The 25,807-nt window shown below is 32.3% G+C and carries 22 protein-coding genes; 2 read left to right on the forward strand and 20 right to left on the reverse strand.

Annotated features, from left to right (window positions below):
- Positions 1-23: 23 nt before the first annotated feature.
- The 10 genes from pheT to R8749_RS05010 form a co-directional block, all read right to left on the reverse strand.
- The gene (pheT, locus tag R8749_RS04965) at positions 24-2,429 is read right to left on the reverse strand and encodes a phenylalanine--tRNA ligase subunit beta (protein ID WP_317698366.1); all 2,406 of its coding nucleotides are present in this window, start codon (positions 2,427-2,429) and stop codon (positions 24-26) included.
- Entirely contained in the window at positions 2,429-3,487 is a 1,059-nt protein-coding gene (pheS, locus tag R8749_RS04970; RefSeq protein ID WP_317698367.1) for a phenylalanine--tRNA ligase subunit alpha, read from the reverse strand. The genes pheT and pheS overlap by 1 nt, the downstream gene beginning before the upstream one ends.
- Before the next feature lie 72 nt (positions 3,488-3,559).
- The gene (locus tag R8749_RS04975) at positions 3,560-3,904 is read right to left on the reverse strand and encodes a winged helix-turn-helix transcriptional regulator (RefSeq protein ID WP_317698368.1); all 345 of its coding nucleotides are present in this window, start codon (positions 3,902-3,904) and stop codon (positions 3,560-3,562) included.
- A 54-nt stretch (positions 3,905-3,958) separates the two neighbouring features.
- On the reverse strand, positions 3,959-5,335 hold the full coding sequence (locus tag R8749_RS04980) for a UDP-N-acetylmuramoyl-tripeptide--D-alanyl-D-alanine ligase (RefSeq protein ID WP_317698369.1): 1,377 nt from the start codon (positions 5,333-5,335) through the stop codon (positions 3,959-3,961).
- Positions 5,336-5,431: 96 nt separating this feature from the next.
- Positions 5,432-5,686, reverse strand: a complete 255-nt coding sequence (locus tag R8749_RS04985) for a type B 50S ribosomal protein L31 (protein ID WP_317698370.1) — start codon at positions 5,684-5,686, stop codon at positions 5,432-5,434.
- Positions 5,687-5,758: 72 nt separating this feature from the next.
- Positions 5,759-7,027: a UDP-N-acetylglucosamine 1-carboxyvinyltransferase gene (murA, locus tag R8749_RS04990; protein WP_317698371.1), complete on the reverse strand. Its 1,269-nt coding sequence runs from the start codon at positions 7,025-7,027 to the stop codon at positions 5,759-5,761.
- Positions 7,028-7,053: 26 nt separating this feature from the next.
- Positions 7,054-8,673 carry a CTP synthase gene (gene pyrG / locus R8749_RS04995; RefSeq protein ID WP_317698373.1) on the reverse strand — a complete coding sequence of 540 codons (1,620 nt, stop codon included), beginning with the start codon at positions 8,671-8,673 and terminating at the stop codon, positions 7,054-7,056.
- A 192-nt stretch (positions 8,674-8,865) separates the two neighbouring features.
- On the reverse strand, positions 8,866-9,627 hold the full coding sequence (locus R8749_RS05000) for a pyrroline-5-carboxylate reductase family protein (RefSeq protein ID WP_317698375.1): 762 nt from the start codon (positions 9,625-9,627) through the stop codon (positions 8,866-8,868).
- A 21-nt stretch (positions 9,628-9,648) separates the two neighbouring features.
- Positions 9,649-10,203, reverse strand: a complete 555-nt coding sequence (gene rpoE, locus R8749_RS05005; protein ID WP_425613213.1) for a DNA-directed RNA polymerase subunit delta — start codon at positions 10,201-10,203, stop codon at positions 9,649-9,651.
- Between the two features lie 38 nt (positions 10,204-10,241).
- Positions 10,242-10,655, reverse strand: a complete 414-nt coding sequence (locus R8749_RS05010; protein WP_317698377.1) for a DUF1934 family protein — start codon at positions 10,653-10,655, stop codon at positions 10,242-10,244.
- A 25-nt stretch (positions 10,656-10,680) separates the two neighbouring features.
- Between R8749_RS05010 and R8749_RS05015 the strand changes: the two genes are divergently transcribed.
- Complete coding sequence (locus tag R8749_RS05015) at positions 10,681-12,030, forward strand: HD domain-containing protein (protein ID WP_425613222.1); 1,350 nt, start codon at positions 10,681-10,683, stop codon at positions 12,028-12,030.
- A gap of 115 nt (positions 12,031-12,145) precedes the next feature.
- Positions 12,146-12,442, forward strand: coding sequence for a DUF4828 domain-containing protein (locus R8749_RS05020; protein WP_317698380.1), 297 nt, complete (start codon positions 12,146-12,148; stop codon positions 12,440-12,442).
- A 263-nt stretch (positions 12,443-12,705) separates the two neighbouring features.
- Here R8749_RS05020 and R8749_RS05025 read toward each other — a convergent pair whose 3' ends face one another.
- The 10 genes from R8749_RS05025 to R8749_RS05070 all read right to left on the reverse strand — a co-directional run bounded on the left by R8749_RS05025 (position 12,706) and on the right by R8749_RS05070 (position 25,803).
- On the reverse strand, positions 12,706-13,098 hold the full coding sequence (locus R8749_RS05025) for a sigma-70 family RNA polymerase sigma factor (RefSeq protein ID WP_317698381.1): 393 nt from the start codon (positions 13,096-13,098) through the stop codon (positions 12,706-12,708).
- 612 nt (positions 13,099-13,710) lie between these two features.
- Positions 13,711-15,066, reverse strand: a complete 1,356-nt coding sequence (gene rlmD, locus R8749_RS05030) for a 23S rRNA (uracil(1939)-C(5))-methyltransferase RlmD (RefSeq protein ID WP_317698383.1) — start codon at positions 15,064-15,066, stop codon at positions 13,711-13,713.
- Positions 15,050-16,048 (reverse strand): diacylglycerol kinase, encoded by a 999-nt coding sequence (locus R8749_RS05035; RefSeq protein ID WP_317698384.1) that lies wholly within the window; start codon positions 16,046-16,048, stop codon positions 15,050-15,052. The genes rlmD and R8749_RS05035 overlap by 17 nt, the downstream gene beginning before the upstream one ends.
- 4 nt (positions 16,049-16,052) lie before the next feature.
- Positions 16,053-17,480, reverse strand: a complete 1,428-nt coding sequence (gene gatB, locus R8749_RS05040; RefSeq protein WP_317698385.1) for an Asp-tRNA(Asn)/Glu-tRNA(Gln) amidotransferase subunit GatB — start codon at positions 17,478-17,480, stop codon at positions 16,053-16,055.
- Positions 17,481-17,482: 2 nt separating this feature from the next.
- Positions 17,483-18,934, reverse strand: coding sequence for an Asp-tRNA(Asn)/Glu-tRNA(Gln) amidotransferase subunit GatA (gene gatA / locus R8749_RS05045; RefSeq protein WP_317698386.1), 1,452 nt, complete (start codon positions 18,932-18,934; stop codon positions 17,483-17,485).
- A 5-nt stretch (positions 18,935-18,939) separates the two neighbouring features.
- Positions 18,940-19,227, reverse strand: a complete 288-nt coding sequence (gene gatC / locus R8749_RS05050) for an Asp-tRNA(Asn)/Glu-tRNA(Gln) amidotransferase subunit GatC (RefSeq protein ID WP_317698388.1) — start codon at positions 19,225-19,227, stop codon at positions 18,940-18,942.
- A gap of 39 nt (positions 19,228-19,266) precedes the next feature.
- Entirely contained in the window at positions 19,267-20,433 is a 1,167-nt protein-coding gene (locus R8749_RS05055; RefSeq protein WP_317698389.1) for a CamS family sex pheromone protein, read from the reverse strand.
- Complete coding sequence (gene ligA, locus R8749_RS05060) at positions 20,411-22,417, reverse strand: NAD-dependent DNA ligase LigA (protein ID WP_317698390.1); 2,007 nt, start codon at positions 22,415-22,417, stop codon at positions 20,411-20,413. Before ligA ends, R8749_RS05055 begins: the two co-directional genes overlap by 23 nt.
- A 3-nt stretch (positions 22,418-22,420) precedes the next feature.
- Complete coding sequence (gene pcrA / locus R8749_RS05065; protein ID WP_486684822.1) at positions 22,421-24,649, reverse strand: DNA helicase PcrA; 2,229 nt, start codon at positions 24,647-24,649, stop codon at positions 22,421-22,423.
- A gap of 2 nt (positions 24,650-24,651) precedes the next feature.
- Positions 24,652-25,803 carry an ATP-grasp domain-containing protein gene (locus tag R8749_RS05070; RefSeq protein WP_317698393.1) on the reverse strand — a complete coding sequence of 384 codons (1,152 nt, stop codon included), beginning with the start codon at positions 25,801-25,803 and terminating at the stop codon, positions 24,652-24,654.
- Positions 25,804-25,807 lie beyond the last annotated feature (4 nt).

Below are 25,807 nucleotides of genomic sequence, written 5' to 3' on the forward strand. Positions count from 1 at the left end.
TTATTCAATTTTTACCTCAAAAATCATCTTATTTCTGCATTAAATTTTTCTTTTAACATCTTAACAATCTCATCCATGTAAGAATTAATTTTAAGGTCAGTTAAGCTGTTTTCGCTATTTAAAAAGCTTAGCGAATAGGCAAATGAATTTACTTCTTTATTTGGTGAATAAACATCAAATAATTTAATGCTATTTAAATCTAAAATGTTCAAATCTCTAATCGCTGAAATCAAATCCTGATTTAAATACTTCTTTTCAACAAAGAAGGAAAGATCACGATAAGCTGGATTTAGCTTTGGAATTTCAATTTTGCTCATTTTTGATTTTGGATATTTTAATAATATATCTAAATCTACTTCAAAAATAAAAGTTGGATTTAAACCAAGTTCTTGCTCAATTTGAGGATTTATTTTTCCAATAATACCAATTTTTTTGTTCTCAATAAATATTTGACCAACTTGTCCTGGGTGAAAAAGTTCGCTTTTGGAACCTGGAACAATAATGTAATCTTTGCTGATCCCAATTTGCTTCATAAAAACTTCTAAAATGCCTGACAAATCATAGAAACTAACATCTTTTCCCTTTGCCTGCCAGGTATCAGCATATCGTCCGCTAAGAACTGCCGCTAATTTAGTGTGCTCAATTTGTTCACCTTTACTTATGTTACCGGTGAATGTATGTCCAATTTCAAAAAGATGCTGGAATTTACTGCTGCGAGCTTGATTGTATCTTAAAACGTTAAGCATGCCTCTTAAAAGACTTCGTCTTAATACCTCATGCTCTTTGGTCATTGGATTAGGCAAAATAATTGTATCATCAAGCTTTTTATTTAAATTATCAACTTCAGATTTTCCAACTAATGTATAGTTGATTATTTCTTCTAGACCGCAGCCAACCATAATATTTCTAGCTTTAGAAACAATTGATTGAATTGGCGTCAATAGAGCTGGCATAATTTTGGCAGTTGGCAAAGTTAATGGAATCTGATCATAACCAATCATTCTGGCAACTTCTTCAATTAGATCTTCCTCAATGGTTAAATCTGGCCGACGATGAGGAAAGGTAATATCAAATGTATTATTTTCTTCTTTATAAGGTATCTCTAAATCTTCTAGAATAGATGTTAGTTGAGTTTTTGAAATCTCCATTCCAATTCTTTGGCTGATCTTTTGTGCCGATGTTTTAACTTTGAAATCAGGAGTTTTTTTGTTAGATCCAACTAAAATTTCTTCAGATATAGTTCCCCCAGCTAATTCTTGAATTAAAGAAGCTGCATGATTTAAGGCAATTTCAACAGTATCAGTGTTAATTCCTCTTTCAAAACGAATTGAGGATTCACTTCTAATACCTAATCTTTTTGAAGTTTCTCTTATATGACGAACATCAAAAACTGCACTTTCAAGTAAAATATTTGTAGTTTTATCTGTAATTTCGTGGTTGAAATCTCCCATGATTCCAGCAATTGCTGTAGGGTGATTTCCATCTGTAATTACAATATCACGGTTGTCTAATTTTCTCTCAATTCCATCTAAAGTTTTAATAGTTTCGCCTTTTTTGGCCATTCTAACTAAAACTTGATTAGAATCAATCGTATCGTAATCAAATGCATGCATGGGTTGACCATATAAATATAAAATATAGTTAGTTACATCAACTATATTGTTAATTGGTCTAATTCCAGCATTCCAAAGATAATTTCTAAGCCACTGGGGACTTGGAGCAACTTTCACCCCATTAACTCTTCTTAATTTATAAATCGGAACAGCATCTTGATCTGTTACAGAAATACTCATCTCTTTTGAAAAATTATCTTTATTTAGATTCAAAGAATATTCAGGTAAAGAAGGCTTTAAATGATAAAATGCTCCGAATTCATAACAAGCTCCCATGATTGATTGTAAATCCCCACGATTAGGTGTTAGATCTAAATCGATTATTTGGTCATCCATTCCTAAATAAGAAAAAACACTTTCTCCTACTTTCGGCTTAACATCAGATGGAAAATAATAGATGCCATCAGAGTATTCCTTTGGAACAACATTACTTGGAAAGCCAATTTCTTCAAGAGCACAAATCATTCCATTAGATTCATAACCACGCATTTTTCCGCGCTTTATTTTGATATTGTCTTTAATTCTTGCTCCTGGTAAAGCAACTATTACGTATTGATTGCTTTTTATATTGGGTGCACCACAAATAATTTGATTCTCTTCACCATTTCCCACCTCAACTTGGCAAATATTTAAATGATCAGATTCAGGCATGGGAGACACTTTAACTGTTTTTCCAATAACGATATTTTTTAGTCCTTCACTTGGATAGACAATTTTTTCTACTTCTTGACTTGTCATTGTTGTTTTATCCGCAAGTTCTTTTGCATTAACAGACAAATCAAGATATTTTTTTACCCAATTTAACGAAATCAGCATTAACTTTCACCTTCAAATTGTTCTAAAAATCTTACATCATTAGTATAAAGATCGCGAATATCTTCAATTCCGTATTTTAACATCGCCAAACGGTCCATTCCCATTCCAAATGCAAATCCGCTATAAACCGTAGGATCCACTCCAGCAGCTTTAAATACATTTGGATGGGTCATTCCAGACCCTAAAATTTCAATCCATCCAGTATATTTACAAATTGAACAGCCAGAACCATTACAAAAGAAACAATTAACATCTGCTTCTACAGATGGTTCAGTAAAAGGAAAATAACTAGGTCTGAATCTAACTTCTCGATCTTCACCAAAAAAGTATTTTAAAGTAACACTTAGAGTTCCTAAAAGATCTGACATTGTAATATTTTTGTCAACTACAAAACCTTCCATTTGATAAAACTGATGAGAATGCGTAACATCATCGTTATCTCTTCTGAAAACTCTACCATGACTAATCATTCTAATCGGACCTTTAGAAAAATCGTGAGTTTCTAAAGCGTGTGCCTGATTAGGTGAAGTTTGTGACCGCAAAAGGAAATCGTCATCTCGATCATTTGTGAGAAAGAAAGTGTCTTGCATATCTCGCGCCGGATGTCCCTTCGGGATATTCAGCATTTCAAAGTTATGCTTATCGTCTTCAATTTCAGTTCCGTCATCAATTGTATAACCCATCGATCTATAAAAGTCTACTAAATCATCGATTACAATATTAAGGACATGTTTTGTTCCAATCATGTTTTCATGCCCTGGTAAAGTTACATCAATAGTTTCTTCGTTGATTTTTTCTTCAATTAATGCACGTTTAATATCATTAATTTTTAAATCAAGTTGTTCAGTAAAATGATCGCGAATTTGATTAGCTTGCTTGCCAATTTCTTTTCTTTTATTAACCGATAAAGTCCCCAATTGTTTAAGAATTTGGGTTAATTCACCTTTTTTTCCAAGAAATTCAACTTTAACCTTGTTAATGTCATCTTTACTATTTACAGAAGTAATTTTCTGTTGGAACTTTTCTTGAAGCTCAATTAATTTTTTTTCTATATCCATTGTCTTTTTATTGAATTCTCCCAAAACAAAAATAAACCCTTCAATAATGAAGGTTACTTGTTGTTTACTAATTTATTCTTTACAAAGCCATTTATCTGACCAGTTATGTAGAGACTTTAATGTTTTATCAAGATCTTCACCTTTTTGTGTTAAACGGTACTCAATTAAAGAAGAGTCCTCAAAAGTTACCCTTTTAACAATTCCAGCGGATTCTAATTCTTTAAGTCTTTCTACCAAAACCCGATCACTACACGGATTGACATATTTTGATAACTGTTTGAATCTAAGTGAACCATATTTAAGTAATACTGTAATAATCATCGCGTTCCACTTTTTTCCAATTAAAATGAGCGCACGTTCTAAATGAGGACAAATAACTTCTTTTTCATCTTCAGTATTAAAAGCCTGCATGTCCATACCCCTTCAATATATCAAAATGCTAGCAGATAAAAGTTTTATTGTAAATACTAATTATCCATTTGTAAGTTCTTTGACTAGCCGTTCCAAATGTAGCCCATGACTTGCTTTTACTAATAAATAACTTTTATCATCAACTTCTTTTTTAACTGTATTTTGTAAATCTTCAAAATGATCGATTGAAAAATACTCCACTCTACTTTGATAAATAGGCTTTAATTTCAAATATAAATATTTAATATCTGACCCGAATAAGTAAATCTTATAAAAAATATTCGGCGGAAGCTGAGATGAAATTTCTGAGTGAAGTTCTTTACTTTTATCCCCTAGTTCTAGCATATCACCTAAAACAACATATTTTTTTTCATCACTTTTAATCCTAAGATGGCTAAAAGTTTCAAGAACAGTTTTTACCGCTGTTGGATTAGAATTATAAGCGTCGTCCAAAATCTTTTCGCCTTTTTTTCCAGTAAACCATTCAACTCGATCTTTTGTTAACTGTAAATTCAATAAACCAGATTTAATCTCTCGATTAGAAAGTTTAAATTCTTTAGCGGCTAAAATGGTTGATAAAGAATTTATAACATTATATTGTCCAATTAAAGGAATTTTTAAAGTTTCGTTATCAGTTAAATTAGTACGGTAAGACGAACTTGTAGCCGAAGACTTTATATCATAAGAAAAGATATCATTTTTTCTAGATAAGCCGAATGTCTTAATATGATATTTATTATTTTCAACATTTTTAGTCAATAATGACTCATCACCATTAATTATTAATGTTCCGTCTGGCTTTAAATACTTAGCGATTTTTAGTTTTTCTAAAGCAATCGCTTTTCTGGTCTTGAAAAATTCAATATGAGCTTCTCCAATCATTGTAATAATTGCAATATCTGGTTTTACCAAGCTCGCTAATTTATCCATCTGGTTAAATCCATCAATACCTATTTCTATTGTCAACACTTCTGTATTTTCAGGCATCGATATAATAGTATAGGGAATTCCAATTTCGTTATTAAAATTATCCTTAGTTCTCCATACTTCAAATTTTTCAGATAAAATTGAATAAATCATATCCTTAGTAGTAGTTTTTCCATTGGAACCAGTAATTGCAATGATTTTTGGCTTGATCTCTTTAAGACAATACTCTGAAATTTTTAATATTGATTCTTCTACATCATCCACAACTAAATAGGGAATTTTGATCTCATTAGTGGAATATTTTTTATTAACAAGAGTTGCAGCAGCACCATTTTGGGCAGCAGAAAAAATAAAATTATGACCATCTCTTTTTCCCTTTAGAGGTACAAATAGAGCCCCTGGAGTTATTTTACGGGAATCAAATTCAATATGGTTAATAATAATTTGTCTGCTATCATGTGAAATTGGAGCATCTAATATTTTTGCAACTTGTTCTAAACTAATTTCCATTATTTACCTATATGTATTTATTTAATTTTATTTATGGATGTTTAAATCAAAATTGATAAAAAAAAACAGCTCCTAATCAGTGCTGCATTTCGAATTTTAATTATCGTTTTTAAATCCATATTTTTTGTTGAATCTATCAACTCGACCATCAGCTTGAGTAAACTTCTGTTTTCCAGTATAAAATGGATGTGAATCAGATGATATTTCAACACGAATAAGTGGATATTCATTCCCATCTTCCCATTTAATGGTTTCTTTTGAAGTTTGAGTTGATCCACTTAAAAACTTATATCCAGTTGATGAATCAACAAAAACAACTGGATGGTAATCTGGATGAATTTCTGCTTTCAATATTAGCGCCTCCGTAAATGAATTTACAACCTTTGAATTATACAATAATATTAACTATATTTCAAAAAAAACTTATTTTTCACCTTTAATTATTTTGACATCAGCACCTAATCCAGTTAATTTTTCTACGACTCGATCATAGCCTCGCAAAATATTTCCTGCATCAAAAATTTTAGTTTCTCCAGGTGCAACTAAGCCAGTAATCATTAAACTAGCGCCCGCTCTGATTTCATCAGCTGTAACATTGGCCCCGATTAAAGCACCTGACTTTTGAATATGAATAATTCCATCTTCATTCCAAATATTAGCACCCATCTTATTCAATTCAGGAATATGGCGAATTCTTTTAGGATAAATGGTATCTTGGATAATGCCCTCGCCTTCCCCCAAAAACATCAGAGCACTAATTGGTTGTTGAAGGTCAGTAGCAAACCCAGGAAAAGGGCTTGTTTTTACTTCGACATTTGTTAATCTTTCAGTAGGATAAACGTAGATACTGTCCTCTCCAATAACCATATTTACGCCCATCTCTTCAAGTTTTCCTAAAAATAGGTCCAAATGTTCAGGAATTACATTTTTAACCAAAACACCGTTTCCGACTGCTGCCGCAATTATAATATAAGTACCAGCTTCAATTCGATCAGGAATAATTGTATGGGAATTAGTTGATGATAAACTTCTAACCCCTTCAATTTTAATTTGGCTTGTTCCAGCCCCTCTGATCTTTGCTCCCATATTGTTTAAGAAAGTTGCTAAATCGATAATTTCGGGTTCACGAGCAGCATTTTCAATCGTTGTTTGTCCATGAGCTAAGACACTTGCAAGGATCATATTGATCGTAGCTCCAACTGAAATAAAGTCGAACTCAATCGTTGTTCCGACTAAACCGGTCTTGGGTGCTTTTATATGGATTGAATCATCCTTAAAGTGGACTTCTGCTCCTAAGGCTTCAAAACCATGAACATGTTGATCAATCGGCCTTGGACCAATATCATCTCCACCAGGAAAGCTTACAATAGCTTCGCCAAATCGTGATAGCAAAGCTCCCATAAAATAATAAGAAGCACGAAGGCTTTGAATTTTTCCGCTCGTTAAAGGTATTTCTTTAATTTGTGTGGGATCAATACTTAAAACCGACTCATCCATTGAAGAAGAAACATTCATGTCTTCTAAAATTGAACGGAGGTTATCCACATCTTTTATTCGAGGAACACTATCAAAAACTACTTTTGTTTGTGACAAAATAGAAGCAGGAATTAAAGCAACGGTGCTATTTTTAGCACCTCCTATTGTCACACTGCCCGAGAGTTTTTTCCCCCCATGTATATCCATAATTTCCATTTAAACTAAAACCATGATTAAATACTCTATTTAGAACTTTCTTTTTTCTGTAAAATTGCTGCTTTAATGAAGCCATCATATAAAGGTTCCGGTCTTTGAGGACGAGATAAAAATTCTGGATGGTACTGTGAAGCAACAAAAAATTTCCTATCAGGAATTTCAATTATTTCAACTAGACGATTGTCTGGTGAAATACCAGAAAATACCATCCCATGTTCTTCAAAAGTTTCTCTAAATTTATTTTTAAACTCATAACGATGACGATGACGTTCGTTAATTTCATCTTGATCGTTGTATAATTTTCTAGTTAAAGTATTTTCTTTTAACTTTGCGGGATAAAGGCCCAATCTTAAAGTACCGCCTAAATTAACGACATCAGCTTGATCGGGTAAAATATCAATAATTGGATATTTGGTATTTGGGTCCATTTCTGTTGAATTAGCCTCTTTAAGTCCAATTACATTACGAGCAAACTCAACACATGCCATTTGCATGCCTAAACATATTCCAAGAAAAGGAATGTCGTTTTCACGAGCAAACTTGATTGCCTCAATTTTTCCTTCAATTCCTCGATCACCAAAACCACCTGGCACTAATATGCCATCAACATTGCGGTCAATAAGTTCATTAACGTTATCTTTATTTAGCTCTTCAGCTTGAATTAATTTAATATGGACCTTTGTATCATTTTTAAAACCGGCATGGTGAAGAGCTTCAGTAACCGATATATATGCATCTTTCAGTTCGACGTATTTGCCAACTAAAGCAATAGTTACGTCTCCTTTTAAAGAATTAATACGTTGATTTAATTCTTCCCAGCTAGTCATATTTGGTTTTGGAGAATTTAAATTAAGATATTTATCGACAATATCATCTAATCCTTCTTCATGTAAAGATAACGGCAATTCATAAATTGAAGAAGCATCACGCGATTCAATAACTGCATCGGTTTCAACATCACAAAATAACCCAATTTTTTCTTTTAAAGCGTAGCTAATTGGTCGATCAGTTCTAACAACAATAATATTAGGTTGGACCCCGTAACTTTTAAGTTCTCTAACTGAATGCTGAGTTGGTTTTGTTTTCATTTCTTCGGCAGCTTTAATATAGGGTACTAACGTAGTGTGAATATAAACTACATTTTCCGATCCAACTGCTGATTTCATCTGACGAATTGCTTCTATAAAAGGTTGAGATTCAATATCTCCTACAGTTCCGCCAATTTCGGTAATCACAACATCGGAATCATTAACTTTTCCCGCTTGTAAAATTTTATCTCTAATCATTCCTGTGATATGAGGAATGACTTGAATCGTAGCTCCGAGGTATTCACCTTTTCGTTCTTTCTCGATAACCTCAGAATAAATTTTACCAGTTGTAACGTTTGAATATTTGTTTAAATCATTATCGATAAATCGTTCATAGTGTCCCAAATCAAGGTCAGTTTCTGCACCGTCATTAGTAACAAATACTTCCCCGTGTTGATAAGGATTCATTGTTCCTGGATCAACGTTAATATAAGGATCAAATTTTTGGATTGTAACTTTTAATCCTCTATTTTTCAGGAGTCGCCCTAAAGATGCAGCAACAATACCTTTTCCTAATGATGAAACAACACCACCAGTTACGAATACATATTTAGTCATTAAAGTTCCCCTTTTTTGGATTAGAGACATTCTAATTAAAGGTGCCCTCTATTCAAAAGAACAGAGAGCACCTTTGCGCCCTAATTAGTATAGATAAATTAATAGTTATGGTCAATCTATCAATTTAAAACTTAGTAATTTAATATATCTTATCAATGCACATTATTAAGTGAATTGATTTTTAAATGATTTCTATTGAATAATTTCGTCAATTGAATCCATTACATCACCTGTAAATCTGTTTTTCTCTAAAGACTTAATTCCTCTGATCGTTGATCCTCCAGGCGTACAGATTTGGTAAATCAGATCATTAAAGCTGATCTGATTCTCTTTGGAATTTTTAATCGTACCCAAAATTAATTGATTAATAATTTTAACTGAATCATTACGAGATAATCCGTTTTTTACTGCAGCAAGAACAAGACTTTCAGCAAATTTTGCAACTATTGCGGGAGCTGATCCAGCAACAGCAGAAAAAGCCGGAAATTGATCTTCAGATAACAAAAGCGTTAATCCTAAATCACTTAATAATCTTTTTGCATCTGTTAACTTTTGTTCATCAATAGTTTCACAAGCAATGTAAGCGATTTCACCTTCATTAACCGCAATGTTAGTGTTAGGTAAAGTCCTAATAATATTATTATTATTTTTAAAAGCATTTTTTAACTGTTTAAGAGTAACATCTCCTAATACAGAAATTATTGTTTGATCAGGATTAACAATTGATTCAATTTCTGAAGATATTAAACTTAACTGCTGTGGTAAAAAAGCTAAAACTAAAATATTTGACCAGTGTGCCAAATCTGATAAATTCATTGACTGAATTTGAAATTTATTTGCAATTTCAATTCCATGGCGTGGTGAGAAAACAGCTAAATCATAATCTTTTCCTAACCAGCCTTGAATTAAAGCTTGTCCCATATTACCGGAACCGATAATTCCAATTTTAAACATTAATAACCCTCTAACACGGTACTAAAGATCATCATCATCGTCATCAGTATCGTCATCTTCTGAAAAATCAGAAAGATCTTCTTCAGCACTTTGTGGATCTTCTTCTACTTGATTCTCTTCGTCATCATCTAAAAAGTTATCACTTTCAAGAGTAGAACTACTAAACTGATCAGTGATCGAAGTAGTGGCTGTACTTGTACTTTCGGAATCCTCATCAGTTTCAATATAATCAATTACATCATCATCTTCATCATAATTAGAAGATGATTTGTCAGACATTTCTTTTACATCTTCATTATGATTTGTCTCTTCATCAACTGATTCAAATGGATACCAATCACGTAATCCCCAAATATCATTACCTAAAGAAATAAAACTTCCATCGACATTAAGATCCGTATAAAAATCAACAATACTCTTATCTAAATCTTTTTTAGTTTTTCCTAAATACTTACCAATTTCTTTATAAAGATCTTTAAAACTCATTTCGTTTTGATTGGCTTTAAGTATTTCATAGGCTACTTCAATCATTGATAATTCTGATTTGTTTTGTTTATCAAAAACTGGTAATTTCAATATGCTACATCCTCCATTGTTCTTTTGATTTTAAATATTTATTCTTTAATTTGCAAATAAATCTTATGCGTATTCAACAATTGTTGACCTTGGTAGATATCATAAGTAAATTTTAAAACATTGCTGCCATCTTTTAAACGATTCATGATAATTTCTTTACCAAATATTGACAACTTTGATTCTCCATATAGTGTAAAATAGTTGATATCAATTAATTTTCCTTTTTGAATTTTGAAATAATTACTGATTTTATCATCGGTAATCCGATTAATTGTGATAAAATCAGTTCCATTGTAAAAAATTCGACAAGTTGCTTTTTCAAGTAACTTTTCCTGATACACAATTGTAAAAGACTGTTTTTCTCTACTAATAGTAGCATCAGTCGTGAAATTAACAGTATTGTTTACCTTATTGTTAATTATTTCTCTAGCTAAATATGTTATTTTGGTCAAAAGTATGCCTATAAATTCTAAAAATATTGAACTTTCAAATTTAACACGGGAAAAAGTAATTCGTGACCCAGTGCATAATTACATTCATATCCGACAAAAAGTTATTAAAGATTTAATTGATACTCCTGAATTTCAGCGGTTAAGAAGAATTAAACAGCTTGGCACGACTTCTTTTACTTTTCCTGGTGCTGAACACTCTAGATTTACTCATTCGCTGGGAGTTTTTGAAATTACCCAAACAATTTGTGATAATTTTCAACAAAATTATAAATCCGTTACTCCAGGAGATGGGTTATGGGACGATGACAATCGCCTTGTTGCTCTTTGTGCTGCACTTCTCCACGATGTAGGTCACGGAGCCTTTTCTCATATTTTTGAAGATATTTTTCATACCGATCATGAAAAAATTACTACGCAAATTATTACAGATAAATCCACACAAATCAATTCAATTTTATCAGAAATTGATCCGCAGTTTCCAGAAGAAGTGGCAAGTATTATTACTCACACTCATCCTAATAAACAGATAGTTCAAATGATTTCATCGCAAATTGATGCAGATAGAATGGACTATCTTTTAAGAGATGCATATTTTACAGGAACAAATTATGGACTTTTTGACTTAACAAGAATTTTAAGGGTTATGCTTCCTTATAAAGACGGCATTGCTTTTTTATCCAATGGTATGCATGCAGTTGAGGATTACATTGTATCAAGATTTCAAATGTATCAACAGGTGTACTTTCACGCTGCCTCTCGCGGTATGGAGGCAGTTTTAACATTGCTATTACGCCGTTCACGTGACCTGTATCGTAACAATGAGTTAGGAAAAGAATATTCACCCCGATTGTTAATCCCTTTTTTTGAGGAAGATTATACTCTTCAAGATTATTTAAATCTTGACGACCAGGTTATATCTACTTATCTTATTTATTGGCGTAAACATCCTGATCCAATCCTTCGTGATTTGGTTAATCGATTTTTAGATCGGTCTCCTTTAAAATCAGTTCAATATCATGAAGGAGAAGATGACCTAATTCAAAAGCTAACTGAATTAATTCAAGAAGCAGGATATGATCCTAAATATTTTACTTTAAAGAATTTTTCTAAAGATTTGCCTTATGATGCTTACAATCCAAATGCTGAAAACCCACAAACTCAAATTGAAATAATGTTACCAAATGGTGTAATGACAGAGTTATCAAAGCAAAGCCCTCTTGTTAAGGCAATAACGGGAAAATTTCAAATTGATCAACGATTCTTTTTTCCACGAGAATTTACTCGATATGACGAATTTATGCTTAAAAGTAATCTTGAAAATACGAGAAAAAAATCTATTTACAATGAATTTCAAAAGATACTTGAATCTTTTTAATCTAAATGCAATTAAATTGTTAACATTTTTTATAACTTTTACTAATTAATAATGATAAAATGGGACATGGAAAGGTCCTTTTTTTATGCTCAGAAGTATTAAAGGAATTATAAAGTTGCCATTAAATTATTTAAATAGAAAAAAGCGAAATAATCCACAAAACGTCAAGAGCAAAATTAGTGGTGATTGGTATTTTATTGACCAAAATGGGCATAAACACCATTTAATTTTAACAATTAAATCTAATATCATTATTGATCAAAACAAGCTTGACACAAAACTCGTTGAAGAAACAGCCAGTTCAATTATTTTTATTGATAAATATGGATATATTTTAAAGATTAACTTATACAAAAATATACCTATTAGCATCTATGATGAAGCTGAAAATATTTCTTATGAATTAATATAAAAAACATTGGTTTTTATTTAACCAATGTTATTGTTTAGTTTTAAAATTTTCTCTAAGAAAGTCATTAAATTTTCTTTTAACAATTTTTTTATTGTATTTAGAACAATCTTGACTAATATTTCTGTATAGACAGCTGACAAAATATTTTAATTGTTTATCACTGAATTCTTCAAATAAACTTGGGATATCAAATGTTGATATAATTGCATCTAATAAATCGTTGTCATCGTTATAACTTAAAATTGATTCATAATCTACCTCTTCTATGGAAGAAGAGGTTTTTTTTTATTAATTTTTCTCTTAGCGGTTTCCTGCTTTCTGATAAGGGAAATTATATGATTTTTAAGCAATAATCTATAGTATGACGCAAATCTTGATCCCCTGGAACCATTGTATGAAATACACGCCTTATAGCATACAATTGCCCCTTCTTGAATCCAATCATCATAATCAAAATCGTCAATCTTATATATTAATTGGAGTGATCTTATTAAAGGTTTAAAATAGTTAAATAATTCACAAAAAGCATCATCGTTATTCTTATCTGAACTTTTTACTATTTTAACTAATTCTTGTATTTTATTATCTTTTGCTTTATCAAATTTTTTCATGCTTATATCATAACTAAAATTATCAATAATATAAGCATTTATCAAAAAACTGACCTCTACTTTGCAAAATGTTCATTTTTTAGACTTTTTAGACTTTTTTGCGTAACCATTTATTTAATTCTAAACAAACTTGAGTAGAACGTTACCTCTAGATCTCCTAATATTAAGTTTATGATTAATCATTATGGTACTTAGCAGCCGTTTCATCGCTAACTGTTATTGTCAAAAATGGATTTTTTAAAAGATTTGTTTATACCATCAATTGTTTCTTTTGTTATAGTTAACTAGTTCAAAATTAATACCAGCCAAAAACAGATTTTTTCTGATCCAATTGTTTTTTAAAAATTTAAAATGGAGACCGATGATTAAAAAAAGTGTCCATTTCTCCTTCACTAAATATGGAGAAATGGACTATACGTGTGAACTTGTATATAAAAATATCTAATAATCAGTTCCCAGTCCTAAAATCTTAGCTAAAACATTTTTAAAGTCAAATGAATTTAAATCCTTCAATTCAACAATTTCATTGGATTTTCTCTGAATCCTAAGTACATCTAACACGTCTCCTTCAAATATATAATAAGGTTTTGAATCTCCTTATTTTGAATTTTATTTCCCTCCAAGTGAAGACAATATACTGCCTAAAATTAAGTGGTTCTAACTTTTAGCGTCCTGCAGCAACACTATAGTCTCGATATGCGCGGTTTGAGGGAACATATCCACTGGCTGAATCTTTTTAATTTGATATCCCCTTTCTTGATACAAAGAAAGGTCGCGACCCAAAGTAGCTGGATTACAGCTAACATAAATAATCATTTTCGGCTGCATTTTAACGCTTTGATCAATAAAATTTAAAGCCAATCCTTTACGCGGTGGGTCAACAAAAATTTTATTAACTTTAATACCCTCTTCAATCCATTTATCAATTACTTCTTCGGCTTTTCCTAAATCATAACGAATATTTTTATGTTGATTTATTTTTGCGTTTTCTTTAGCGTCTTCTACTGCTTCAGGTATTGATTCAACCCCGATAACCTGTTTAACTTGATTTGCTAAAGTATTACCAATAGTTCCAATTCCCGAATATGCATCCATTACGATATCAGTTTCCTTTAAATCGCCAAATTTTGCTGCAATTTTATAGAGATTTTCTGTCTGAAGCGGATTTACTTGATAAAAAGATAATGGTGAAATTTTAAAAGTATTTTCCAAGATTTTGTCAGTTAAATAATCTGCGCCAAAAATGACTTGATTTTTTGGACCAAGAATTACGTTAGTATTTTTTAAATTATAGTTAATAATAAAACTAGTAATTTCTGGACAGCGAGCTTTTATTTTGGCAGTTAAATTAGAAATACTAGGAATTTTCTTCTTATTAACAACTAACACCAGCATTAATTCTTTAGAAAATTTCCCGTAACGAAACATTATGTTTCTAATAACACCACTTTGATTTTCTTCATCATAAGGGGGAATTTGTTCCTCACGCAAAATATCTCTAATTAAAATTGTATTTTTATCAATAATGGGTTCTTGCAGTAAAAAGTCTTCAGTGGGTACTAAATGATGGGAATGAGATCTGAAAAAACCAACTTCAAGCTGGCCTTTTACTGATCTAACTGGAATTTGTGATTTATTTCGATAATGCATTGATTCAGGAGAAGCAACTATTGGTTCAATATTTTCGTTAATTCCAAATTTATGGAGTGTTTCTTTAAGCTGGTTCTGTTTAAAAATTAATTGAGCAGGATATTTTAAATGACTTAAAGGTGCTAAGCCAGTTTGGAGATAAGAATAATCAAGATCTTGATTGCGATCGCTTGAAAGACTATAAAATTCAAGCACTCTTGCAAAAGCGTATTTTTTTAAAACTTTGAGAATTTTAATTTTTACTTTTTCATCAGGTAATGCATTATAAATAAAAACTGGAAATTCGTTAATTTTAACAAATCCCAGTCCTGCATAAGTTAATTCTGAAATAGTAACTTCTAACTCGTCATTCTTTTTTATCACTATTTTCTCCATTTAAATCTTTTTCCTGCTCATCTATTTTAAACAATGCATTTTCACCAATTGTTTTATCAGGAATTTCGCTTAGATTTGCAAACATTCTTAGATGATGTTTTAAATTAACAAATTTCATGGGAGCTACTCCACCTAATTCACCATCTAAGTTTATTTGCATCTGTTCATTTTCGGAAGATTCTACCGTTAACGTTTTAGTTTTAGTATAAATAATCTGTTCATCCTCAGTGTGTTTACCACCAGCCAAGACTAAACTTGCTAAACGAATAATGTCGCCCCAATTTGCTGTTTTAACAACGATTAAAGAAAACTTACCATCACCTAACTGAGCGTCCGGAGCAATTTGTTCAAACCCTCCAATTGAATTGGTTAAACCGAGTAAAAACATGCTTGCTTTTCCGTCAAATTCACCATCATCATAGGTTAGCTTAAGCGGAATTTGTCTAATTTGCGGCAGCATCTCGGCAGCTTTTACAACGTAGGCAAAATATCCAAAAATACTCTTAATTTCAGATGGAACGTGATAAGTAAGTTCTGTTAAAACGCCACCCCCAGCAATATTAACGAAATAACGGTCATTAGCTTCACCAATGTCCATTTTAATGATCTTACCTTCAGCAATAACTTTAGCCGCCGCAACCGGATCATTACGCGGTAACTTTAGAGCTCTTGCAAAATCATTAGTAGTTCCTGCAGGAATTATTCCCATTGCTGGTCGGTGTCTTAACGGTGCAATTCCATTTACTACCTCATGAATTGTCCCGTCTCCTCCGGCTGCTACTATTACATCAAAATTGTCCAGTGCCGCCCTTTTGGCCTCTTTTTGAGCCGATAGAGGTTCAGGAGTAGTCTGAAAAGCGCTGGTTTCATATCCAGCTAATTCAATTGTATTTAGAATTTCGACAATATTTCTTTTTACCGCTTCAGTTCCCGAAGTGGGGTTATAGATTAAACGCGCCCTTTTTCTCATAAATTTATCTTTTTTTGATTTCTGCTAAAACGAGCTCATTGACCATCTGGGGATTAGCTTTTCCCTTAGTTTGTTTCATGATCTGACCCATTAAAAATTTAATTGCTCGGTCTTTTCCATTTTTAAAGTCTTCAATTGACTGTTGATTATTGTCTAATACTTCTTGAACCATCGGTAAAAGTTCATCAGCGTTACTGTTTTGCGCTAAATTATTGTCAGAGACATATTTTTCAACGTCAGTGCCTTTTTGAAGAGTTTCAGATAATACCTTTTTAGCAATTTTAGAAGAAATAATTCCTTTTGTGATCATATTAACCATTTTGGCAAGATTGTCAGGTGTCAAACTAGTCTGCAGTAAGTCGACTTTTTCAGTATTTAAATATCCCGAAACATCACCCATCAAATAGTTAGCAGCTTGTTTAGGATCCGCACCAAGTTTTACTGTTTCATCAAAAAAGTCAGACATTTCTTTAGTTTGAGTTAACACTCCTGCATCGTATTCAGTTAATGATAATTCATCAACATATCTCTTTACTCTTGCCTGAGGTGCTTCTGGCATCTTAGATTTAATATCTTCAATCCATTCATTTTCAATTTGAAGTGGTGGGATATCTGGTTCTGGGAAGTATCGATAATCACTTGACCCTTCTTTTGAACGCATTAAAATCGTTGACTTAGAAGGTTCATCCCATCTTCTAGTTTGAGGTTCTACTTCATCGCCACGGCGTAAAATTTCAGCTTGGCGCTTTTCTTCAAAAGTTAAAGCCGCACGGGCATAATTAAAAGAATTAATATTCTTTATTTCAGTTTTAACGCCAAATTTATCTGTACCAAAGGGACGCAAAGACAAATTACAGTCAACTCGCATTGACCCTTCTTCCATTTTTACATCACTAGCTCCCGTAAATTGAACAATTTTACGCAAATTTTCTAAGTATTGATAAGCTTCTTCAGGAGAATTAACATCCGGCTTTGAAACAATCTCAACAAGAGGAGTTCCTTGACGGTTTAAATCAACGTAAGAGTAGCCTTCACCGTGTGTATTTTTTCCTGCATCTTCTTCAACATGAATTTCAGCAACACCAATTTTTTTAGTTTTTCCATCGACTGAAATTTCAATATATCCGTCATGAGCAAGTGGTTCAAAAGCTTGTGTAACTTGGTATGACTTCGGATTATCAGGATAAAAATAATTTTTTCGATCGAAATGGGTTTTTTGATTAATTTCCATATGCAGAGCCAGTGCAATCATTAAACCCATCGAATATGCTTCATGGTTGGGTTTAGGCAAAACTCCCGGATACGCCCAGTCAATTACATTGGTATCGATGTTTGGCTCTGCTCCGTAAGATACCGGGCTCGGTGAAAACATTTTCGATTTTGTTTTCAGTTCGACATGGACTTCCAATCCAATTATAGTTTCAAAGTTCATTTTTACCTCGCTATCTCTGGTTTTTGTTTATCACATTTAGTTTCATTTTCATAAAATTTTGCCAAACGATAAATTGTTTTTTCATTAAAACGGTTCGCAATAATCTGTAAACCAATCGGTAAACCATTGACTGAGCCGTTTGGCATTGACATTGCTGGTAGACCTGCTAAATTAACTGGAATCGTCAAGATATCGTTGGAGTACATTTGAAGTGGATCTTCACACTTCTCACCAATCCCAAAAGCAGGAGTTGGGGTTGTTGGTCCAATTAATAGATCATACTTCTCAAACGCATTTTTAAAGTCCTGAGTGATCAAAGTTCTAACTTCTGCTGCTTTTTTAAAATAAGCATCGTAAAAACCAGCAGATAGTGAAAACGTGCCTAACATGATCCTTCGTTTTACTTCTTTACCAAAGCCTTCTGAACGAGTATTAACGTATAATTCTTCCAAATCAGAATAATGATCCGTGCGATATCCATAACGAATTCCATCGAAACGTTGTAAATTAGAACTAGCTTCACTGGAAGCAATAACATAGTACGTTGGCACCGCATAGTGAACGTTTGGTAAACTTACTTCTTCAACTTGAGCACCATTTTTTTCAAATATTTCAGCTGCTTTTTTAACAGCTTCTACGATCTCAGGTTGAACTCCTTCTTCCAAATAATCCTTAACAATCCCTATTTTTAAACCATCAATTCCTTTGTTGATATCTTTTAAGTAATCGCCCGTCTTATCATCGTTAGCAGAAGTTGCATCACGCTCATCATGACCAGAAATTGCGTTTAACAGTTGAGCATTATCCTCGACATTAGTAGTAATTGGTCCAATTTGATCAAGACTTGATGAGAAAGCAATTAAGCCCCAGCGAGAAACCGCACCATAAGTAGGCTTTAAGCCAACAACCCCGTTAAAAGAAGCGGGTTGACGAATTGAACCGCCAGTATCAGTTCCAAGAGAAGCTAAAATTTCACGAGCAGCCACTGCAGCCGCCGCTCCACCGGACGAGCCTCCCGGAACCTTGGTTTGATCCCAAGCATTTTTGGTAACTTTAAATGCTGAAGTTTCAGTCGATGATCCCATTGCAAATTCATCCATATTTAATTTTCCCGCAATGATGGCGCCTGTTGCTTTTAACTTCTCAATTACAGCTGCATCATAGATCGGGACAAAGTTTTCTAACATTTTACTAGCAGCAGTTGTGGTTAAGTCTTTAGTTACGATATTATCTTTAATTCCAATTGGTAAACCAGTTAAAAAATTGGAAAAGTCGGAACTTTTATCAATGTTTTCAGCCTCTTCTAAAGCTTTTTCTTTATTTAAAGTAATAAAAGCTGAAATTTGATTTTCTTTCTTTTCAATATCTTTGAATGTTTCTTCAGCGACATCTTTTGCGCTAATTTCTTTTTTTTGTAAAGCTTGATGGATTTCTGATAAATTTTCAAAATTCATTAATTTTACTCCTCAATGATTGATGGAACTTCAATTAATCCATCTTTCGAAGTTGGTGCGTTTTTAAGTAAAGCTTCTCGTTCATTACTTTTTTTTGCGATATCTGAACGAAATACGTTTTCAAGATCACCTGATTGATAGGTCGGATCAACACCGTTAGTATCAACTTTGTCTAATGTATCGAAAAACTTAATAATGTCTTGAAATTGATCAGAAAAATTATTAAGTTCTTCATCGTTGTATTTTAATTTTGCCAAAACAGCAATTTTTTTAACTTCCTCTTTTGAGATCATTTAACATAAACTCCTTTTCTTAGGCCATTGTATCATTTACTAATAACTACTGAAGACATGGGTATAAAATCCACTATCGTTAGGATTTCTAGCAATAAATGATAACATTGATCCACTAGCACTTTGAATATCTATCTCTAATGGAATTTCTTTTGGTAAATATTGATTAGCTTCAGTTGCACAATACTGAGTAAAACTCGTTATTTCTGAAACACTGTAAAACTGCGTGGTAATTTTAACTACCAGTCCTTTTAAGCTTCCAGATTCATAATGAGCTTGAGCAACAACTCCTGCTAAATTAGGAAAGAAATTTTGAACGTTATTTTTAAAATTATTAAAATCATCCGCATCTTTTTGATTAACAGGCTTTTCGTTATTAATTACAGGATAAATTGTGTTTTTTTCATTAATTGTCTCCCAGTTTGAAAAAGAATTGCCGGAGGTTGATTTAGATGAAAGAACAAAATTTCCGCCAACTAAAGAGTCTTGAACCCCCTCTCGATATACGTATATATATATTGGGATGTTTTTTAGACCACTCATTTTTCTCATTCGAGTCAAAATTTTATCGGCTGCCTCTCTAGCATATTTATTACCATCCTCTTCTTTAATTGGTGTTTTAAAAGTTGCGCCGTATTGAACTTTCTGATAATAATCAACAGAATTAATACTTAAACCCAAAACAATTCCTTCTAAATTATAGCCGCTGCCTTTCTTTGTAACAAAATCGTGTTCTAAGATTTGTTGTAAAACAAGCGGATTTCTTTTATTAGGATCTGTAGATTTATTATCCTCCGGATTTAATCCATCAGGATTTTCTTGGCTTTTCCTCTCAAGCCAATTATTTACCATTCGTTTATTTAAATTTTGCCCTTCTTGAAAAATATACTTATCAGGACTAAAAACTTTGTAATCGTAATTAATCAGACCACTTTCAAAACCCATTAAATCATTCATATTATTGGTGTTAGAGATACTAACTCCACGTTGTTGGCTGACCTTATATCTGCCGTTTTGAATGATTGATTCATAAAAGTTTGAACTAACTGTCCCCGTTGTCGTGTTGGCATTTTTTACGTTTGATTTAACGGTTGCTCGTTGAGTTGGAGAGGTATTTTTACCAGTACAAGCTGTCAAAATTAATAAGCTGCTAAACATGACTAAACTAGTAATAACAATATTTTTAATTTTCTTGTATGATTTCATCTAACCTTTTTTCCGATATTAACTGTATTCCTAAAGAATTTGCCTTTTCAAATTTTGATCCTGGTTCTTCACCATAAATTAAATAATCAGTTTTTGATGATACTGCACTGCTCACTTTCGCTCCCTGAGAATTTAATAAATCGGTTAATTCTCTTCTATTATAATTTTTTAAAGTTCCAGTTATCACTACTTTTTTATTATAAAAGAAATTATCAGGGTTTGCTGAAACTTCATCGTTTCCAATATATTTAAAATTAACATTTAAAGTTTTTAATTCATTGATCATGTTCAAAACTTCATCGTTATTAAAATAATTAATAAGGGAATTTTGAATTACGGAACCGATGGTATCAATTTCTAAATCTTCGCCAGTTTTTAAAAATGAAATTAAATGATCGATATCTTTTAATTTTTCTGAAATTTTTAATGCTGCTGTTTTTCCAACAAATCTAATTCCTAATCCATATAAAATTTTTTCTAAGGAGCGGCTTTTACTAGCATTAATATTATCTAATAGTTTTATAACTGATTTTTCTTGAAATCCAGAAACCTGATGAAGTTTGGCTTCATCTAATTTATATAAATCAGGAATTGTTGCAACTAATCCTAAATCATATAATTTTTCAACTACTTTAGGACCGAGGCCTAAGATATTCATCGCATCTCTTGATGCAAAGTGTTCAATGTGGGCCCGAACTTGCGCTGGACACATCGGGTTAATACATCTTAAAGCAACTTCTTCTTCTAAATGAACTAATTTAGAACCACAATCTGGACAATAGCTTGGCTCTTGGTAGTTGATTTTTTCTTTACGAGCCTTTAAATCAACCCGATCAACTTCTGGAATGATATCCCCTGCCTTATAAATATAAACATCATCATTAAGCTGGATATCTTTTTCCTTCATAAAATCAAAATTATGTAAAGATGCTCGGCGAACCGTAGTACCGGCCACAGCTACTGGATCCATTACAGCCGTTGGAGTAACTACTCCTGTTCGACCAACAGTCCATTCAATTGTTCGAAGATGGGTGTGCGCTTCAATTGGTGGAAATTTGTAAGCAAACTCCCAGCGCGGTACTTTTACAGTATTGCCTAAAAGGGATTGAAGCTTAAAATCATTAACTTTAAATACAATTCCGTCAATATTGTATGGTAAATCTAATCTTTTTTCTTGATATTCATCAATATAATTTTGAACTTCCTTAAAATCATTAACGACTCGATTTTGATTATTAGTAGCAAATCCCCACTCTTGTAATTGCTTAAGAGCTTCGCTTTGCGTTTTTAAACCATAATTTTCTGGTTCAATCACAAAATAAATAAAAGTTTGTAAATGACGAGACTTAGTAATACTAGAATCCAATTGCCGTAAACTTCCCGCTGCAGCATTACGCGGATTAGCAAATGTACTCTTGCCGTCTTCTAATCTTTTATTGTTGAGTTCAGCAAAACTGTCTTTTCCTAGATAGCATTCTCCTCTAACTTCGATTCTTTCTTTTAAAGGAATGGTTTTCGGAACATCGTCGATTTGAAATATATTTGGAGTAATGTCTTCTCCGACAAAACCATCACCGCGAGTCGATCCTTTTACTAATCTCCCGTTTTCATAAATAAGAGATAATGCAAGTCCATCAATTTTAAGTTCCAGATTAAATTCAACATCAGTTTGATTTACAAATTTCTTAATTCGTTCAGCTGAAGCTTGAGACTCTTCTAAAGAAAAAACATCATCCATTGATAACATTGGAATTTCATGCCTAAATTTTGGAAAAGCAGAATTTATCGCTCCGCCAACATTTTGACTGGGAGAATCGTTGGTGACCCATTCAGGATGGGCAGATTCAACTTTAAGAAGTTCCTGATATAGGCGATCATATTCAAAATCTTGAACTGTCGGTGCATCTTCTGTGTAATATTGCCGCCGATAAATGTTTAATTGATCTTTTAATTTTATATAATTTTCGTAATCACTATTATTCATTTTTTAAACCTTAGTTATTGGAGCAAAGCTAGCCATTAATCTTTTAATACCAACATTGTCTTTAAAAGCAACATCGATTTCTTGTTCAGAATTTTGACCAGTCACTTGGACAACGATACCTTGACCCCATTTTTTATGTTCAACCTTGTCACCGACTTGAAAGCTTCCTTCATTTTGTTGCTTTTTAACAGGATGAGGAGCTTGATAAACACTTCGATAACTAGATCGTACTTTTTGAGCTCTTGGCATTGACTCCTCACTATAATTGAAAGAAGAAGAAATTTCTTTAATGTCTTGATCAATTTCGTCAATAAAACGAGATGGTCGATTAGCTTGAGTTCTCCCATAAAGTACACGTTGAGCCGCAAAAATTAAATAAAGAACTTGTTTTGCACGTGTAATCCCTACATAGGCTAGTCTTCTTTCTTCTTCAACCTCCTCATTTTCCATTATTGATCGTTGACTAGGAAAAAGTCCTTCCTCCATTCCAATTATAAAGACAATCGGAAATTCTAATCCTTTAGCCGCATGAAGCGTCATCAAAGAAACATTATTAGTATCGTCTTCATCATCGTTATCAGTAACTAATGCAAGGTCGGTTAAAAAGTTTACCAATTTATTATCCGTCAATTCTTCGAATGAAGAATCTGTTATTTTTTCGTCAAAATTTTTAGTAACTGATAAAAATTCTTCCAGATTATCAACTCTTGCTTCTGCTTCTGGATTGTTTTGACTCTTATAAAATTTTAAATATCCAGTCTGATCATAAATTTCTTGAGTTAAATCCGTAATTTTTAAATCGTCGCTTTGAATTTTTTGACGCCAGTTATTGATCATCGAATAAAAATTTAAAAGTTCGCTTTTAGCTTTTGAAGTAATCTGAATTTGATCTGCCTGCCCATAAGTTTCAAATTCACTTAACCCGTGTTCACCAGCGTAATTTCTAACTTTTTCAAGTGTAGTGTTACCAATTCCTCTTTTGGGAACATTAATAATTCTTTGTAAAGAGTACATATCGTCCGGATTAGCAATTACTTTTAAATATCCGATTACATCTAAAATTTCTTTTCGTTCGTAGTAACGTTTTCCGCCAAACAACTGATACGGAATACTTGATTTAATCAAAGTCTCTTCAATTATTCTTGATTGAGCATTGGTACGAAATAAAATTCCAAAATCGCCATACTTGAAATCATGATCTTTCATTTGTTCTTGAATTTGTTCAACAACAAACGTTGCTTCTTCATTTTCATTACGCGCCTGATAAATATGAATTTTTTCACCCTCACCATTATCAGTCCATAATTTCTTTTTTATTCGCTCTGTATTGTTATCAATGACATTATTTGCTGCATGTAAAATATTGCCGGTAGACCGATAATTTTGTTCTAGTAAAACAATATGGGCATTGGGATAATCCTGCTTAAAATTTAAAATATTTTTCATGTTAGCTCCACGCCAACCATAAATCGACTGATCCGCATCTCCAACAACGCAAATATTATGATGTTTTTTAGCCAAAAGCGTCGTCAAAATATACTGGGCGCGATTAGTATCTTGATACTCATCAACATGAATATATTGATATCTTTCCTGATATTTCTCTAAAACTGCTGGGAAATTTTGAAAAAGATTTACTGTTAGCATGATCAAGTCATCAAAATCAACAGTTTGATATTCTTTTAATCTTTTTTCATATTCTTTAAAAACTGTGGCGACTTTTTCTAGAAAATAGTTATCGGCAGTCTCTGCATATTGAGAAGCCGTTATTAATTCATTTTTCTGTTTAGAAATTTGTTCTAGAAATGCTCTTGGCGGCATTTTGGTAGTATCAATATTAAAATCTTTTAAAATATTTTTGATGATGACTAATGATTCGCTGGTATCGGCAATGTTAAAGGATTTACTGTATCCTAATTTATCAATTTCAGCTCTTAAAATTCTGACGCATAGAGAGTGAAAAGTAGAAACCATGACCTTATTACCGTCAGTGCCAAGTAACGTTTCAACACGTTCTCTCATTTCACTGGCAGCTTTGTTGGTAAAGGTTATTGCTAAAATATTCCATGGTGCAATATTTTTTTCGTCAATTAAATAAGCAATTCGATGGGTCAAAACTCTTGTCTTGCCAGAACCGGCACCGGCCATAATTAATAGTGGGCCTTCCGTTGTTTCAATTGCTTCTTCTTGTTTATCATTCATATTTTCTGTTAGTGATTTTGTATTTTTAATCATTACTCAAAAAGTCCTTGTGGTAAATTCCAAATATCCGTATCCATCAAACGTTCATATATATTTTCTAAATTGTTTCCTTTCACGGAAACATAACCCGCAGTATCAATTGGATTTTTCCACTTGTTAGGATAAAAGTAAAAATCCCAATTTGGTTTTATCTGAATCTGAGTATAAATATCATTTAAATCTGACTGTTTAAAATATATATTAACGCCATTCGCATTTTTTTTGATTTCAGGAATTGGGAGGCCAAGATTTGCTCTAATGTATAACTCTTCCTGAGATTTACCTAAAATTGTCTGATAAAGGTTACCAAATTTTTGAAGCCCTTCAGTGACATTTTTAACATATAACATCCCATTTTTGGCTTTGTAAAATTCGATTGAAATTGCTCCAATAAAAGCTTGCTTTGTAGCAATTTCCGTGGCAATTCTTTTCATTTCAATTAAATCGCGATCACTAATTTTGCCCTGATTTGAAGTTGAAATTAGTAAATCAAAATGTTCATTATAATAATTTCTTATAACTGGTAATACATTAATTTCAATATTTTGCGACCTGCTCTTAAACAGAGTTAAACCATATTCAGCTTCAATATCAATTTTAGCCTCAACAAAAAAGGAAAACTTTTGAACGAGATCAGAAATTTGATTCAAGTCATCCATATTATTCAAAACAAAATACTGTTTACGTAAAACTTTCTGAATTGGCTTTAAAATTAAAGGAAATCCGATGCTTTCTGTCTGCATTACTAAATCATCAAATGAGACAGCAGTTGCATTAGGAACGGTATTTAAATTAAGATCATTGAGAAAAAGCGAATTTAAATAATGGTCTTGTGATAATGCAAGTAGATTTGATCCCTGCGGCAAATAATAGTGCTCGGATAAATACTGAGCTGAAAATGGATTAATATAGTTATTTTCTAAAATAATAATATCACTAACGATTGCAAAACTATCTAACTTGTTGCGGTCGGTAATTTTGCCGACAAAATGAAAATCTGCTGATAAAATTGCTGGAGAATTACTCACCTCTGAAAATACTGCAACTTGATAGCCCATATATTTAAGCTGCAGTACAAGTCTAAATGCATCAGAGCCACCACCAAGAATTCCTACAACAGCTCCTGGAAGAAAAACATTTGTCACTTTA

Origin of the sequence: Xylocopilactobacillus apis (assembly GCF_033095965.1) — a bacterium.
GTDB lineage: Bacteria > Bacillota > Bacilli > Lactobacillales > Lactobacillaceae > Xylocopilactobacillus > Xylocopilactobacillus apis.